Genomic DNA, 15,088 nt, shown 5'->3' with positions numbered 1-15,088 from the left:
ATAAACGCAGTGATATTCAAGCAATCATTGAAGAGCATGGGCATGAGATAGTTTGGTTACCCCCTTATAGTCCAGACTTAAATCCCATTGAAAAGATGTGAGCTTGGATTAAGCAAATAGCAAAGAATGGCGGATGGATTGTATTGATACTTTATTCTTTTATCTGCTTTGGATTGGGTTGAGTTTTAGATGATTGCACTATAGCTGCTGCGTTTACCAAGGTCGCCGTTAATTTCATCCCAACGCATTTCGCGTAATTCATTCGGGCGAGTGAATAGCATTGGGCTTAGTAATATCAGGGCTTTGGTCGCCATTTGTAACACGGGCGCGCTCAAGAATAAGTAATATTTCCCCAATTCGCGCAGGGTCGGTAGTGTGTTTCATTGGTCGGCTGGGGTATTAGGAGTAATATCTTTTAGATGTGCTGCTGGGCTAGTTTCTCTGATTTCCATTTGCACGGCATAAGCAAAAATGCGGCGCATAATGTCAAAGCAATCATGAGCGGTAGTATTGATGCCTTGTACGTTTAATGATTGGATAAATTCGGTAATTTCTTTAGGGCGAATTTCTCGGCAGTCTATACCTCCAAAAGTAGGCAGAATATGGCGCTCTAGCTGTTGTTTTATCTTCTTACGGTGTTTATCTCCCCACTTTCTAGCATTAGCCGTATTTTCAAACCATTCCCAAGCTAGGCGCTTAAAATTAGCGGCTAACTCTGCTTTTTCTTCTGTCTTTTCAGCTTTACGCTCTGCTAAAGAATCTACTCCCTGTGCTATAGTGAAAGACTACTAGAATAGTTACAGTGTTAAGATAGATAAATAAAGTAAGCACACATACTATTACTGGAATAGCGATCTAATTTCTGTGACTCTTTTATTAGCCTTTGACTATAGTTGCGCGCTAAAGAGTGCGTGTACATCTCTTGCTTCTTTTAGGCTAATTTGGGGGTAGCTACCATAAGAAGAGAGTTTTTCCTTACCATTAAAACGATACTTTCCCCGCCAATACTTTTTCCCGTTGGCGAGGATATGCAAATAAAGCCCGTGTCCGTCAAAATATTTACCTGCTTTCTGCGCCTGTTGAACAGCTTTTGCGGTTAGTTTGCCCATTTCATACCTCGTAGAATTTGGGGGTATCTTCCAAAGGGCAGCTATCATTATTGGGATATAAAAAACGCATACCCCCAAAAATACCCCTTAAAGTTCTTATATTCAATGATATTGCATTAGACAGTTTTATATTGAAAATCAGCTTAATCTATGTTTTTAAAGGCAAATACCCTGTTAGACGGGGTATTATATAGGTATGGAGGCTGGGGTCGGAATCGAACCGGCGTCCACGGATTTGCAATCCGCTGCATAACCACTCTGCTACCCAGCCTGTAAAGCTTATTAAAAAAGCCGCTATTGCGGCTTTTTTAGAATTTGGAGCGGGAAACGAGGCTCGAACTCGCGACCCCAACCTTGGCAAGGTTGTGCTCTACCACTGAGCTATTCCCGCTTGGTGAGTGCGTATTTTAACGCGTATGTTTTTTGTGTCAATATTTTTTTTTGCTTTTTTCTTTAATAATATGATTATTAGTAATTTTTATTTTTAGTTGAATGATGTGTAGGAATGTGTTATTGAGCTCCACTGCTATAAATATTTGGCAGTGGAGCAGTAGGATTATACTTCTTCTGATTTTTCAGGCCAAATGAAAGAGGCGATAATACCACCAGTTAAAGTGAGCAAAACGATTGCTAAGCTAACGCCTGGGCTGATATGGATGCCCGTATCACCTAAGGTGTGGTTAACGGATTCTATGAGCATTTTGGCACCGATAAAAAATAGTAGTCCGATAACGGCTTTTTCAAGGTGAACGAGATACTTAGTGAGTGCTGCTAGAACGAAATATAGACTTCTAAGACCGAGAATGGCAAAAATCATGGCTGCATAAACGAGTAATGGTTCATGTGTTACTGCAATAACGGCTGGTACAGAATCAAATGCGAAGGCGATATCTGAGGTTTCTATCGCCATTAAGCATAATAACGCTGGGGTGACGTAGTATTTGCCGATGCGCGTAACAATACCGCGTTTTTCTTCTTCTGCAATTTCTTTTTGTAGCTCATGGTCTTTAACAATAAAGTGTTCTCCATGGAGTTTTTTATAGATGGGAAAGAGTTTGCCAGTGAGACGAACGCTCCAGTGATCGGTGTAGTCTTCGATTTCTTCATCATTGTTATCTGCACGTAGCATTTGAACGGCACTCCAGATAACAAAGGCAGCAAAAATAAAGCCAACCCAAGGACTTGCGGCAAATAGACTTGCACCAATAAGTACAAAGATTGCGCGGAAAACTAAAGCGCCAATAATCCCCCAATAGAGAATTCTATGCTGTAAATGCCCTTTAATGCCAAAGGATGCAAAAATTGCCATAAAGACCATTAGGTTATCTATAGATAAACTTTTTTCTAAGGCATAACCAGCAAGGTATAAGTTTGCCCATTCTGCATCAAATCTAAACATAAGATAGAAGTAGAAAGCAATAGCAAGTCCGACCCAAAATAATGACCAGATTGCTGCATCTTTAACGCCAATTTCTTTGGTATGACGATGGGCAAACAAGTCGATATAGACGGATAATGCGATAACAACAAAGAAGACAATAAGTGTTTCTAGTGGAAAGCCAAAATGATGAGGCATATTTTTCTCCTTAAAGAAAATAATAAGAGTTTAATGGATTATAAGATGAAAAGTTTTTGTTTTTAAATATTTTATTTATTTTATGCTAAAGTTTAGAAAGTGAAAAATAGCGTTAAGTATGAGTTGGAAAATCATTGATAGGTAGCCATTGTAGCGGATGAGTTGAAATAACCTTTAGATGTTTAAAATAGGCGATATTTTTATCATGATATTTTTATTTTCTGTCATTAAATATTTGCAAGTCGTTACTAAGGGAACTAATGGTATTCTTTTATTTTGGTAACGGGTAAAATAAACCCAAAATTATTCTTTTTTCGGTAAGCTGATGTCTGGCAAGTTCCATCGACGGTAAATGGCTAACATTCTTAATAAGAAAATAGTTGCCATTACAATAGAGTTGCGTATCCATTCTCCAACCCCTAATTGTAGTAAAGTTAAATAAACAATTCCTCCGATAATCACGCAAGAGATATAAATTTCTTTGCGAAGAACTAAGGGGATTTGCCCACAAATTATATCTCTTAAAATACCGCCATTAACAGCCGTTACTATTCCCATTAAGATAACCATTGGATAAGGTAATCCTTTGGTCAAAGCCGCTTGGAAGCCAATGATTGAGAAAGCACTAAGACCGATAGCATCAAAAAGCCTAATCGGACGATCAAGATATTTGTCTACTGTATAGTAAAAAATTTGGACAAGTATGGCGATAGTGGAGGTTAAGGTGAGATAGTTTAAGTCTTTTAACCAAAATAAGGGATGACGATTGATAAGCAAATCCCGACACGTTCCTCCGCCAATGGCACCAATGGCAGCAATCATTACAGCGCCTAGAAAATCTAGTCCTACTCGCTTAGCTAACATTGCGGCGGCGGCTGCCGACGCTGCGCAGCCAATTAAATCAAGAATGTAAATAAATTGAGTAGATTCCATAGGATAAGATGTTTATAAGTAGTGGTTTGAAAAGTATGCTGGAATATTATCAAATAATCCAATGGTAGTTAAATATTTAAATATCAATATATTAAAAGAAGTATTTATTGTAAGAGTATGGTTAGCATATTTTTCAAACCACTACCTCTAATACATATCGGGTATAAGCGACCGTTTCGGGGTGTTCAGGTAAATTTTGTAGTGTTTTTTCTCCAATTCCGTAGCTTGCACAATAGTGAATATGAAGCTGAATTTTAGTATCTAGCACGGCATTTCTTGTTGTGCGACGCGCATATCCGCAAGGTTATCGCTTTTATATACCGCCAATCCCTATGCACGAGTAAATTGTAAGAGAAAAAGAAAATCTTGTTGTAGGTAGGTTAAAAAGGCTTCGTGTGGTAAGGTACCATTGATGAGTTGGTGAACAAATGCATGTTGAATATAGTCTTGCCAATTTGGACAGTTTTGACGCAGTGTTTTAAATTCCATATCCAATAACCCAACCATAAATACTGATGAACTGTGCGATGCTACCAGCTAAAACAAATAAATGCCAAATACCATGCCCATGACGGATTTTTTCATCATTGACATACCAGTAAACACCTACGGTATAAAAGACGCCACCAGCCGCTAACCAGAAAAGCCCCCAATTGGGTAATTGGCGGACAATAGGGACAATCGCCACTAATACGAGCCAGCCCATCAATAAATATAAAGCCAAAGATAATATTCTTGCACCTTTGGCAAATAGAAATTCTTGAATAATACCAATAATGGCTAATCCCCAAACCACACCAAAAATAGACCATCCCCAGCCGCCTCTTAGCGTAACGAGCGCATAAGGGGTATAGCTGCCGGCAATTAGTAAATAAATGGAGCAATGATCCAGCTTTTGTAAAATAGCTTTGATTTTAGCAGAGCGAATGGTGTGATAAATCGTAGATGCGCCATACAATAAAATGAGGGTTGCACCATATATAGCGGAGGAAACAACATCATAAGCTGTGCCATGTATTGCCCCGCGAATAATTAGTAATACCGTACCAGTAATCGCTAGGATAGTGCCAACTAAGTGAGAAATACTATTGAAGCGTTCTCCATAATACATATATCCTCCTGCGTTAACGCCAAAAAAGTTGGCAAGTCATGGCAAAACCAATGCCAATGATAAGACCTGCAAGATGTGCCATATTCGCCATATTGCCGAATAGTCCGGTAAACCCTATGAGTAGAAAGCCTAAAAAAGCTAAGAACATCTGTTTAGGCATAACCATTGCCAATATGGGATTGCTACGCCCTTGCCACCAAAGATAACCAATTAAGGCAAATACTACGCCGGATAGGCCACCAAAACCGGGACCATAAATCATGTAAGCGACACAGTTCGATAAGATAGCAGAAACAATAAATAGGAAGAGTAAACGAAAACGCCCTTCGTCGCATTCGATAGCGCTTGCAAAGTTTAACCAAATAACGCCATTAAATAAGAGATGTAAGAAAGGCGACCCTAACATATCAAAATGCAAAAAAGCGGGTGTGAGTATTCGCCAGATTTCCCCTTGATAAATGAGAGGAGGATAGAATAAAAATTGCACGGTAATCGGGCGACTTCCCGCGCCTGTGAGTAAGGTAAACCCCACACACAATGCCAATACACCCCAAGTAACGATCCCCGCGCGCTGAAGGACAGGACTATTCATAAAATGATTCATTCTGTTTTAAAGAGCGCCCACTTTATCGCTAAACGCTATAAAACGAAACCAGAATTTTAGATTTTCTTAATAATATATACCGTTATTCCATAGACATGGAATTTCTTTATAAATGGGTTTTTTAGGAGGAGTCTCTATCCATTGAAAAACAGTTTCTAACATTGTTTGAATATCTTGACGAATCATCCCGATATTTTGTGGCAATAATGCTGCAAAAGGGTCCCAATCGAAGCTACCGTAGCGCAGAGAGGCGGCATGATTGGGAGATAGTCGATAAGTCATGCGTAAAAATCCTTCTAAAGCAATAGTAGAATTGATAAAAAGCCCCGTTTTTTCTGGTGGGATATGTTGCTTCATAAGCTGCTCAATTTTATTGGAAGAATATCCGGGCGTAAGAATGTATTGATTATTGACTTCTATTTGATGTTCATTATGTGCTGCGATAAAGCCCTGAATTCTTTGTTGTGTATTATGGTCATTTTTTCTTCCGCCAATAAACCAAAGTGATTTGGAATGGTTAAACTCCTGTTTCATAATATCTAAAAGTCGCTTAGTGAGTTGTTTAGCGCCATTAAAGTTATCTGAAATCACAGATGGTGCAGTTTTTCCAGGTAAGTCTAGATTGATAATCTGAACGTTAGCACTATGGCATAACTGAGCAATAGCATCGGGATTTGTGCAACCGGTAGCAACCACGCACTCTACTTGATAAGACAAAAGCTCTCTTGCCGCTTCGAGTTCTAGTTGTGGATTTCTAAATGTGCAAGTAATAACGGGGAAAAGAGAGCGTTGCCGTGCCATGATTTCAAACTGCTCGGCAATTGCTGTAAAATAGCGATTATCATATTTTGGAACAATCATTCCAATCATATGAGAATGGGCTTTGCGTAAAATGCTGGCTTGACGATTTACCGCATAGCCGTGCTGTTTTGCAAGTAAGCTGACTTTTTCAGCTAGCGCAGGGCTAATTCTTCTTGTTTGCCACTTGTTATTAAGAATGGAACTAACAGCACTAGCACTGGTTCCAGCCAGTTGTGCTAAATCATAAATGGTTATTCTATTTTTTTTCATTTTCATCATTATAGAGAGTTTTTAGTTTACTGCTAGCGTTTCCCCATAAAAAGACGTAAAAAACTAAAACAAGATGTTGCTAAATCGATTGAGCAAAGTATAATTTGTTTAAAATATAATTTTTCATGTGGAATAACGTGATTTAAGGGGATTTTGATAGACGAATATAAGTTGAGTCGTTTTTCACAACAGCAAGGAGATAATTATGAAAGGCACTTGGAAAAAAGCTTCTTTGGCGATAGCTTTAGGATTGGTAGCAACTTTTGCTCATGCCGGAGATAAGCCAGCTATCGGGATAGTGGTAAAGATAGGAGGAATTCCTTGGTTTAATGCAATGGAAGCCGGTATTAAATCGCAAGCAAAAGAGATGAATGTTGATGCTTTCATGGTCGGTCCAACCAGTGCAGATCCTGCTTTGCAAGTTCGTGCGATAGAAGATTTAATTGCTAGAAAAGTAGATGTGATTGGTGTCGTTCCCAATGATGCTGAAGTTTTAGAGCCTGTTTTAAAACGAGCAAGAGAACAGGGGATTAAAGTCATTGCGCATGAATCTCCCGATTCTAAGAATGTCAATTATGATTTTGAGCTGATTACGAGTAAAGCGCTTGGTGAGGCACACGGTAAGTTAATGGCTGAAACAACTGGTTGTAAAGGTTCTTATGCTGTTTTTGTCGGGGGACTAAGTGTGCCAGCACATAATGCTTGGGCAGATGCTGCTGTTAATTATTTGAAAGAGTATTGCCCAGAGATGAAGCAAGCATCAGAGCGGTTTGGTGTTGCAGAATCTGTAGATGATAGTCGCAATACAACGTTAGACTTGTTAAGAGCTCATCCAGATCTTGCAGGAATTATGTCATTTGGTAGTCAAGGAACAATTGGTGCTGCGCGCGCGGCACAGGAGCGTGGTGTGGCTGGTAAGTTAAAGGTAATGGGGCTATTTTCTGCTGGTCAGGGTCGACGTTTAGTGCATGATGGCGCAATTACTGGTGGTTACTTATGGAGTCCATTAGAGGCGGGTAAAGCTTTTGTTGAATTGGGGACGTATTTAGCAGAAGGAAAAGATATTGCAGCAATGACTAGTACGCCTGTATTAGGAAAAATTACGATTGAGGGTAAAGTTATTTATGCGGATAAACCTTTATCTTTGGATAAAACAACGGTCGATGCTTTAGCAGAACAAGGTTTATAAATTTATTTATTGAAATATGGTGCATAGTAAGAGTCATGCGCCATACTTTGAAAAGATAAGGACATAACTCATGTCTTCAGTTTTATCTCTAAAAAATGTTAATAAACATTTTGGTCAATTTCAGGCTTTAACAGATATTTCTCTATCAATTTATGCTGGAGAGGTTCACTGTTTAGTGGGGGAAAATGGCTGCGGTAAATCTACCTTAATCAAGATTCTTTCGGGGGTTTATCAGCCAGATGCTGGTACCCATATTTGTATCAATGGGGAAACTTTACTTCATGGTTTAACACCGAAAAAGGCTAAATCTGCGGGGATTCATGTTATTTGGCAAGATTTATCATTATTTCCTGCTTTATCGGTCGCAGAAAATATTTGCTTTGATTGGTTTACCACATTTCCATGGAAAAAGCCGAATCGTAAAGAAATTTATACTTTGGCGAATCAGGCGTTGGCACGATTAGGATTGCAACTGGATGTTTCGCAGTCGGTAGCAGATTTAGATATTGCACAGAGACAGTTAGTCGCTATTGCTAAAGTATTAACAGGAGATGCCAAAATCATTTTTATGGATGAACCAACGGCATCTCTGACAGCGCATGAGGTAGGCTATTTATTAGAAGCAGTGCGCAAATTAAAATCAGAAGGCATTGCTATTGTATTTGTTTCGCACCGCTTGGCAGAGGTGCAGTCAATTGCAGACCGAGTAACCGTTATTCGAGATGGTAAACTGGTTATTACTCAGCGAGCAGAGGGCGTTAGCTCTTCTATGTTAACAGAGTGGATGACAGGGCAAACGATTACGGAAGAATGTCGTTCTTGCGCTGAGTTTTCTGATCCAATATTAACGATAAAAAATTGGACAAAGCATAATCAATTTAACGATATTAACTTAACGCTTCATCGTGGTGAGATTGTTGGAATTACAGGTTTATTAGGCTCTGGTCGAACAGAACTAGCGCTTTCTTTATTTGGAATGAATAGAGCAGATAGTGGTGAGTTGTGGTTAGAAAATAAATTACTTCATCTAAAAAATAATCAAGAGGCGATTGCTGAAGGAATTGCTTATGTTTCTGAAGATAGATTGAATCTTGGTTTAATTCAACCGCAGTCAATTCGTGATAATAGCGCTATTGCTATTTTAAAAAACTTAGATCCAAGCGGTATCTATTTAGCACCTTATTATTTAAATCGACATACAAGAGATTGGGTAAATCGTTTGGGCATAAAGGCGCATGATATTGATTTACCCGTTTCTACACTTTCAGGTGGTAATCAACAGAGAGTAGTGTTAGCAAAATGGCTGTCAACTCAGCCAAAATTATTGATTTTAGATGCTCCTACGGTTGGTGTTGATATTGGCGCAAAGGTAGAAATTTTCAAAACCATTAAGCTGTTGGCTGATAGTGGTTTAAGCGTTTAATGATTTCAGATGAGATTTCAGAAGTTTATTATCATTGCGATCGTGTTTTTATTATGAAAGAGGGTCGATTAGATAATGGTATTTCGCCACAAGAAATCTCTTTAGCTAATTTAGAGGAGCGTGTATATGATTAAAAAACAATGGGGTGTTGAAAGTAATTTGGCGCTAATGATTGTTTTGGTGACGACTATCTTAGCCTTTAGCGCTCCAGGGTTTTGGTCTTGGCAGAATATTTTTGATTTATTTAATGCTAGCGCTGTCAATATGATTTTTGCTGTGGGGCTGGTGGTTGTTTTAATTATTGGTGGTATTGATATTTCATTTTCAGTCGGCGCTTCGGTTATTCAATATATTAGTTTGTATTTCGCTATTCAAATGGGGATGACTGGACCAATTATGGTTTCTATACTGGCGTTGTCAACAGGATTGGTTTTGGGATGCTTGAATGCGACATTTATTTATGGCTTTCGAATCGTTTCTATTATTGTCACGATTGCAACTTTTAATATTTTTTTTGGTTTGTTGATGTTTTTTACTAACGGACGTTCGATTTGGGATATTCCTGACTGGTTATATAACAGACATCCTATTTTGCAAATAGATACGGTCTTTGGAAATGCGACTTTACATTTGCCTATTGCAATGATGATAGTAATGGCGACGATAACTTACTATGTATTGTGTTGTACAGGATTTGGACGGCAATTGTATGGGTATGGCTCAAATCCTGAAGCGGCTACTAGAGAGGGGGTAAGTGGTTGGAAAGTGCATTTATTTGCATATGGTTGGTTAGGTATTTGTGCTGCTGTTGCGGGTATTATGCAGGTACATATCGTCCGAGAAGTTGTCCCTAATGCGCTTTATGGAAGAGAGTTTGATGTATTGGCAGCTGTGGTATTAGGTGGAGCAACGCTTGGTGGAGGGAAAGGTTCAGTCATTGGTGCATTGTTAGGTGTGTTATTTTTATCTTTGCTTCAGAATGGTATGAATTTATTAGGTGTTTCTCCTTATGCTTTTCGTGTGATTGTTGGTGTCGTTATTTTGGTGGCTATTACTGGTATTAATTGGCGTCAATTACAAGAAAATCTTAATATCGGGGGAGGGCGGTCATGAAGGGGTTTATCAGTCGTGAAAGTGCTTTGATGCTAGGATTTTTAGGCATTAGTGTTGCTATTTTTGCACTCATAGCACCTAATACGCTTTCGATAGGCAGTTTGCGTGCAATGGCTTATCAAATACCAGAGCTAGGATTACTAACCTTAGCAATGTTAATTCCTATTCTTTCTGGCGGATTAAATCTAGCCATTACGTATACGGCTAATATTTGTGCGCTTGTTGCAGCAGCATTTTTAACGGGGCTTTTACCGTCCTGGGGAATCGGGGGTTCCTTATTAGCATGTTTTATTGCTTTGATTGTAGGAGGGTTCATAGGCGCTATTATTGGAATGATGATTGCTTGGGTTGGTGCACATCCTATTCTTGTGACTTTAGGTGCGATGATATTGCTTCGTGGCATTGGTGAGTGGCTAACTCGTGGAGGAGATATTTCTGGGATGCCTGCTTTATTTGAAATCTTAGGGCATGGTGTATGGCTGGGTTTACCTATCCCATTATGGATATTTTTAGTGGCAGCAAGTAGTTGGTTTTACTTGATGCACTATACTCGATTTGGGTTCTCTGTTTATATGATAGGCTCTAATCCAAAAGCAGCATTATTTTCTGGTATTGCCATTAAGAAAATTTTTATTTGGATTTATACCCTATCTGGAGTAATGGCGGCATTGGCGGGGCTTTTAATGTTAGCACGCTTTAATTCTGTTCGTATGGGACACGGAGAGTCTTATTTATTGATTACAATTTTGGCGTGTTTTTTAAGTGGAGCTGATCCTTTTGGTGGGTTCGGACGAGTATTCCCTTTGGTTATTGCATTATTTGCTCTACAGCTAATCGCCTCTGGCTTGAATATGTTAGGCGCTAATCAACATTTAGTGACGGCAATTTGGGGAATATTTTTAATTGTTGTGATGATTATTCGAGCATTATTACAAAAGAGAAAATCATTTATTTAAACAGCAATCTGATTTTTATGAGGAGAAAACCAATGGCATATTATCTTGGGGTTGATGTTGGAACAGGTAGTGCAAGAGCAGGTGTCTTTGATGATAAAGGAGCATTGTTAGCAGTTGCTAAGCAAGATATTAAGATTTGGCGTACAGGAGAAAATATTGTTGAGCAATCTTCTGAAAATATTTGGCAAGCCGTTTGTTATGCTGTTAGAGCGACAATTAAAGCGTCAAAAATCGATCCTTCTTTATTAAAAGGAATCGGATTTGATGCGACTTGCTCTTTAGTCGTATTAGGAGAAAATGGAAATCCGTTATCTGTGAGTATGAGTGGGGATGTCCAGAGAAATATCATCGTGTGGATGGATTATCGTGCAAATAAAGAAGCAGCGCAAATTAATCAAGGAAAATATGAGGTTTTACGGTATGTAGGTGGGAGTATTTCACCAGAAATGCAAACGCCAAAATTATTGTGGCTGAGTAAACATCTTCCACAGACTTATCAACAAGCCTGGCAATTTATGGATCTTGTTGATTATCTTACTTGGCGCGCTACCGGCGCTCTTACGCGTTCTTTATGCACTTTAACTTGTAAATGGACTTATCTTGCTCATGAAGAGCGCTGGGATGAAAATTATTTCAGAGCGATTGGGTTATCAGATTTAGTTGAACAAAATTTTGTCAGAATTGGAGAAAAAGTCGTTTCTCCGGGAACACCATTAGCTGAGGGATTAACAGAAGAAGTTGCGAAAGAATGGGGAGTATTGCCTAGAACGGCAGTTGCTAGTGGATTGATAGATGCACATGCAGGTGGTTTGGGGACTGTTGGCGCATTAGAGGATATAGAGCATACAATGGCTTATATTTTTGGCACTTCTTCTTGTACGATGACTTCTACTCAAACGCCTACTTTTATAGTCAAATCAGCTAAAAAACAGAACGTTATCTACCGCCAGAATGGCTAGATAAGGGCTATAGGATGTTTTGTTTTTTAGCTGATCGCACTATATTAAAGGCGTATGGGGACCGTATTATCAGGCAATGTTACCGGATTTTTGGCTAAATGAAGGGGGGCAATCAGCAGCTGGTGCTGCCATTGATAGGCTACTAAACCTTTTCTCTCATGATAAGGAACAAGAAGCTGCTGAACAGTTAGGTCAAACATTGTATCAATATTTAGAAGAGCGAGCAGTCAGAGAGACTAGTGGATATTCTCAAAGTACCGTGTTAGCAGAAGGTTTACATATTGTGCCAGAATTTGCTGGAAATCGTTCTCCTATTCCGAATCCTCATGCAAGAGCTGTTATAGCCGGATTAGGTATGGGGGAAACTTCGTTAGTCAATATCTATATTGCCGGACTAATCGGTCTTGGATATGGTTTACGCCAGATTTTGGAAATGCAAGAAAGCAATGGAGTTCTGACGAAAAATATTGTCATTTCTGGAGGCGCTGGTCAATCAAAATTGGTTAAGCAATTATTAGCAGATACCACCGGTAAAATTATTGTAAACCCTGAATCTCCAGAACCTGTTTTGCTGGGTGCTGCTATTTTAGGCGCGGTAGCATCAAAGAGTTACCCTACAGCTCAGGCAGCAATGAAAGCGATGGCTCATATTGCTGACAGTTATGCACCAAACCAAGACTTTAAATCTGTTCACGAACAGAGATATAAAATATTTTGCGAGTTACAAGAAATAGCGCATAAAGTATCGGTTATCTAATCCCTTAAGATATCACTATTCGAGCTATTGCAATTTGAGACCTTTTGCAAAATTCCGTTTTTATACTAATTTTTGCGACTAGTAGAAAAATTAACACTATGATTTTAATATGTTTTCAAAATTTAAAAAATTGAAATTTCTCTATTTTATGTTTTTTTGCAAAAGTCTTAATTCAAAATTAAAAAGTGATTTCAAAAGCATACTGAATAATTCTCATAAAGGAATTTTTACTTATAAAAAAGATATTTATATTAGCTGAATGGGTTTAGCTTGCCTACAAACTGACGAACCACAGACAGCCAGCCTCAGTACGGCAAAACGAGCTAACGCTGTATGCGAGTTAAAGATATTTAGCTATATTTAATATAAATTAAGGCTATAAAATAATTGTCTAGCATACTTTTTATAAATCGTTTCTTCTAAATGTTTAAAAAACGGTAGTGGTTTGAAAAGTATGCTAAACATACTCTTACAAAAAATACTTCTTTTAATATATTGATATTTAAATATTTAACTGCCATTGGATTATTTGATAATATTCCAGCATACTTTTCAAACCACTACCTAAAAAACTAATTAATATTCTGGTGTAGCATAAACAATAATTTTTTGACGTTGCGCCAATCGGTTATATTGCAATTCTGCGGTGGCAGTAACCGCATTTTGTAAAATATTGGCTGCCGATTGTGCAATCGTCTGCGTAAAATATTCCATATCTCGGACAATAGGATGCGCAATATAAGATTGAATATGCTTATCTAAGCTAAAGAGTTCTAATAACTTCTCTCTTGCATTATAGCTGAGCGTAAGAGTACTTCCTGATTGTGGGTTGCGAGAAGCTGGACATAATTCAGGAAGTAATAGAATATGCTCAACAACCATTTTTAAGTGCGGTTTGGCATTGTCAATGGTTTGCATAGGAAAGATTTTTGGAAGATTCATATACGCACCGCCTTAAAAGTATTAGGACGACCGAAGATAAAAATTAAAGAAATAGCATATTTAACGATTATGTCGGCATAGATAATTTGAAAAATTTCATTGCTAGATAATGTGCCGTAAAAAGCCAGAAGTGTGAATAAAATCGTATCTAACGGTACACTAACAGAATTACTAGACAATACGCGTATCGCCCAACTACGATGGCGAAACTTTTGATAAATGGCTGTGTCAGCCAATTCGCCGCATAAAATAGCAATAAAAGAAGCAAGAATAAATCTAGGCGGTGTTTCTAGCATTATTGCTGCGGCTAGGTTAACAAGTACAGCAATGCTAATCGCAACAAAAACAGGAATAAGACCGCCTGTAGCATGAATACGATCGCGAAGTGTGAAAATTGCGGCAAAAAAAATGGTTCCAATACTTAATAAACCATAGCCTGGAAGAGCAATAAATTGGTTTAACGTAAGGTTGGCGGCTAGTACGCTGAATATATAAGCGAGTATTAAGGCATATAGCCTAAAAGGTTTGTAAAACATATTTTTCCTTATGGCAACAAAACAGGTCGCTGGATAACGCGCTAATTTTTGAAATAGCGTCAATAGGGGGTTAGCAGAAAATAGTCTGCACCCAAGCAAAGTTTATCGTTAATGATAAAAAAAGGAAATAAGTAAGGGTAATTTTTGATAGTAATTTGATAGTGGTTTGAAAAGTATGCTGGACTATGACTCAATAATTTCCACAATAATAAAATATTAAAATTCGATATATTGGATTGATATTTTTTTACAGAAATTACTCGGCATACTTTTCAAATCATTACCAGAATTTCTAACGATTATTGCCCAATAAACTTTGCAACCAGCTGCGGTAGGAATTGCGATTGCGTGAGCTTAAATACACTTTTCCCCTACCAGTAAACTTTAAGATAAATCCTTCACCGCTAGTCACCGCATTCATTACACTGCCAAGTAAGCCATTACTACGACGAACACTAGGCGATAAACTATAGTCCAAATTGGCATCCCAACAAACCACATGCCCATTATCAATCGTCGTAGTTTTTCCTGGTTCAATATCAACCGCATAAATCACGCCCATTCCTGTAATAGCCAGTTGTCCTTGTCCTGCGGTTTGCATGACGACAAATCCACCACTATCGCCAAAAAGTGCGCCACCAAGATTACGTTGCAAACTTGCTGTCAGATTGACGCCAGAAGAACAAGCCACAAATGCTCCATCATTTAAGCGATATTGCGTATTCCCGCCAACCTCAATAATTTGCACATCGCCGTTAAGCTGTGGGGCTAATAGACAATCACCAGCAGCAGTAGTTGCGGTAATCTTT

General features: G+C 38.5%; 17 protein-coding genes, 2 tRNA genes and 2 pseudogenes. 6 read left to right on the top strand and 15 right to left on the bottom strand.

The features are described from left to right. The first annotated feature begins 14 nt into the window (after positions 1–14). The gene (locus A5N85_RS17320; protein WP_346243178.1) at positions 15–101 is read left to right on the top strand and encodes a transposase; all 87 of its coding nucleotides are present in this window, start codon (positions 15–17) and stop codon (positions 99–101) included. A gap of 84 nt (positions 102–185) precedes the next feature. Here A5N85_RS17320 and A5N85_RS17035 read toward each other — a convergent pair whose 3' ends face one another. The 12 genes from A5N85_RS17035 to A5N85_RS09550 form a co-directional block, all read right to left on the bottom strand. Beyond that, on the bottom strand, positions 186–314 hold the full coding sequence (locus A5N85_RS17035) for a hypothetical protein (RefSeq protein WP_282955999.1): 129 nt from the start codon (positions 312–314) through the stop codon (positions 186–188). Positions 315–380: 66 nt separating this feature from the next. Beyond that, positions 381–776, bottom strand: coding sequence for a tyrosine-type recombinase/integrase (locus A5N85_RS17705; protein ID WP_084601736.1), 396 nt, complete (start codon positions 774–776; stop codon positions 381–383). 111 nt (positions 777–887) lie between these two features. After that, positions 888–1,109 carry an Arm DNA-binding domain-containing protein gene (locus A5N85_RS09590; protein ID WP_115306172.1) on the bottom strand — a complete coding sequence of 74 codons (222 nt, stop codon included), beginning with the start codon at positions 1,107–1,109 and terminating at the stop codon, positions 888–890. A gap of 197 nt (positions 1,110–1,306) precedes the next feature. Continuing rightward, positions 1,307–1,380, bottom strand: a tRNA-Cys gene (locus tag A5N85_RS09585). Positions 1,381–1,425: 45 nt separating this feature from the next. Next, positions 1,426–1,500 (bottom strand) — tRNA-Gly (locus tag A5N85_RS09580). Between the two features lie 165 nt (positions 1,501–1,665). Next, positions 1,666–2,685 (bottom strand): TerC/Alx family metal homeostasis membrane protein, encoded by a 1,020-nt coding sequence (locus A5N85_RS09575; RefSeq protein WP_072577027.1) that lies wholly within the window; start codon positions 2,683–2,685, stop codon positions 1,666–1,668. Between the two features lie 303 nt (positions 2,686–2,988). Then, positions 2,989–3,618: a trimeric intracellular cation channel family protein gene (locus A5N85_RS09570; protein WP_072577026.1), complete on the bottom strand. Its 630-nt coding sequence runs from the start codon at positions 3,616–3,618 to the stop codon at positions 2,989–2,991. A 133-nt stretch (positions 3,619–3,751) separates the two neighbouring features. After that, positions 3,752–3,886, bottom strand: a complete 135-nt coding sequence (locus A5N85_RS17030; protein WP_281268143.1) for a thiaminase II/PqqC family protein — start codon at positions 3,884–3,886, stop codon at positions 3,752–3,754. A 62-nt stretch (positions 3,887–3,948) separates the two neighbouring features. Continuing rightward, entirely contained in the window at positions 3,949–4,107 is a 159-nt protein-coding gene (locus tag A5N85_RS14695; RefSeq protein WP_169818652.1) for a thiaminase II/PqqC family protein, read from the bottom strand. Beyond that, positions 4,097–4,729, bottom strand: a complete 633-nt coding sequence (trhA, locus tag A5N85_RS09560) for a PAQR family membrane homeostasis protein TrhA (RefSeq protein WP_072577025.1) — start codon at positions 4,727–4,729, stop codon at positions 4,097–4,099. Before trhA ends, A5N85_RS14695 begins: the two co-directional genes overlap by 11 nt. A 13-nt stretch (positions 4,730–4,742) precedes the next feature. After that, positions 4,743–5,321 carry a rhomboid family intramembrane serine protease gene (locus tag A5N85_RS09555; RefSeq protein ID WP_072577024.1) on the bottom strand — a complete coding sequence of 193 codons (579 nt, stop codon included), beginning with the start codon at positions 5,319–5,321 and terminating at the stop codon, positions 4,743–4,745. A 78-nt stretch (positions 5,322–5,399) separates the two neighbouring features. After that, positions 5,400–6,404 (bottom strand): LacI family DNA-binding transcriptional regulator, encoded by a 1,005-nt coding sequence (locus A5N85_RS09550; RefSeq protein ID WP_211268141.1) that lies wholly within the window; start codon positions 6,402–6,404, stop codon positions 5,400–5,402. A 205-nt stretch (positions 6,405–6,609) separates the two neighbouring features. Here A5N85_RS09550 and A5N85_RS09545 point away from each other — a divergent pair, with 205 nt between their 5' ends. From A5N85_RS09545 to A5N85_RS17315, 5 genes and pseudogenes are all read left to right on the top strand, one after another. After that, positions 6,610–7,593 carry a substrate-binding domain-containing protein gene (locus A5N85_RS09545; protein ID WP_072577022.1) on the top strand — a complete coding sequence of 328 codons (984 nt, stop codon included), beginning with the start codon at positions 6,610–6,612 and terminating at the stop codon, positions 7,591–7,593. 70 nt (positions 7,594–7,663) lie between these two features. Beyond that, positions 7,664–9,150, top strand: a pseudogene (locus A5N85_RS09540) (sugar ABC transporter ATP-binding protein). Beyond that, positions 9,143–10,129: an ABC transporter permease gene (locus A5N85_RS09535; protein WP_072577021.1), complete on the top strand. Its 987-nt coding sequence runs from the start codon at positions 9,143–9,145 to the stop codon at positions 10,127–10,129. The pseudogene A5N85_RS09540 and the gene A5N85_RS09535 overlap by 8 nt, the downstream one beginning before the upstream one ends. Then, entirely contained in the window at positions 10,126–11,085 is a 960-nt protein-coding gene (locus A5N85_RS09530; protein ID WP_072577020.1) for an ABC transporter permease, read from the top strand. Before A5N85_RS09535 ends, A5N85_RS09530 begins: the two co-directional genes overlap by 4 nt. A gap of 32 nt (positions 11,086–11,117) precedes the next feature. Further along, positions 11,118–12,801 (top strand): annotated as a pseudogene (locus A5N85_RS17315) (FGGY-family carbohydrate kinase). Between the two features lie 576 nt (positions 12,802–13,377). On the opposite strand, the gene A5N85_RS09520 reads toward A5N85_RS17315, so the two are convergent. The 3 genes from A5N85_RS09520 to A5N85_RS09510 all read right to left on the bottom strand — a co-directional run. Then, on the bottom strand, positions 13,378–13,743 hold the full coding sequence (locus A5N85_RS09520) for a hypothetical protein (RefSeq protein WP_072577019.1): 366 nt from the start codon (positions 13,741–13,743) through the stop codon (positions 13,378–13,380). Next, complete coding sequence (locus tag A5N85_RS09515) at positions 13,740–14,279, bottom strand: VUT family protein (RefSeq protein ID WP_072577018.1); 540 nt, start codon at positions 14,277–14,279, stop codon at positions 13,740–13,742. Before A5N85_RS09515 ends, A5N85_RS09520 begins: the two co-directional genes overlap by 4 nt. Before the next feature lie 292 nt (positions 14,280–14,571). Then, positions 14,572–15,088, bottom strand: a 517-nt coding sequence (locus tag A5N85_RS09510; protein ID WP_072577017.1) for an AIM24 family protein, incomplete at its 5' end; no start/stop codon positions are given.

Source organism: Suttonella ornithocola, from assembly GCF_001889065.1.
In the GTDB taxonomy this organism is placed as follows: Bacteria; Pseudomonadota; Gammaproteobacteria; order Cardiobacteriales; family Cardiobacteriaceae; genus Suttonella_A; species Suttonella_A ornithocola.
Note: the sequence above shows the minus strand (reverse complement) of the source record. Positions and strands in the feature narration are given on the sequence as shown.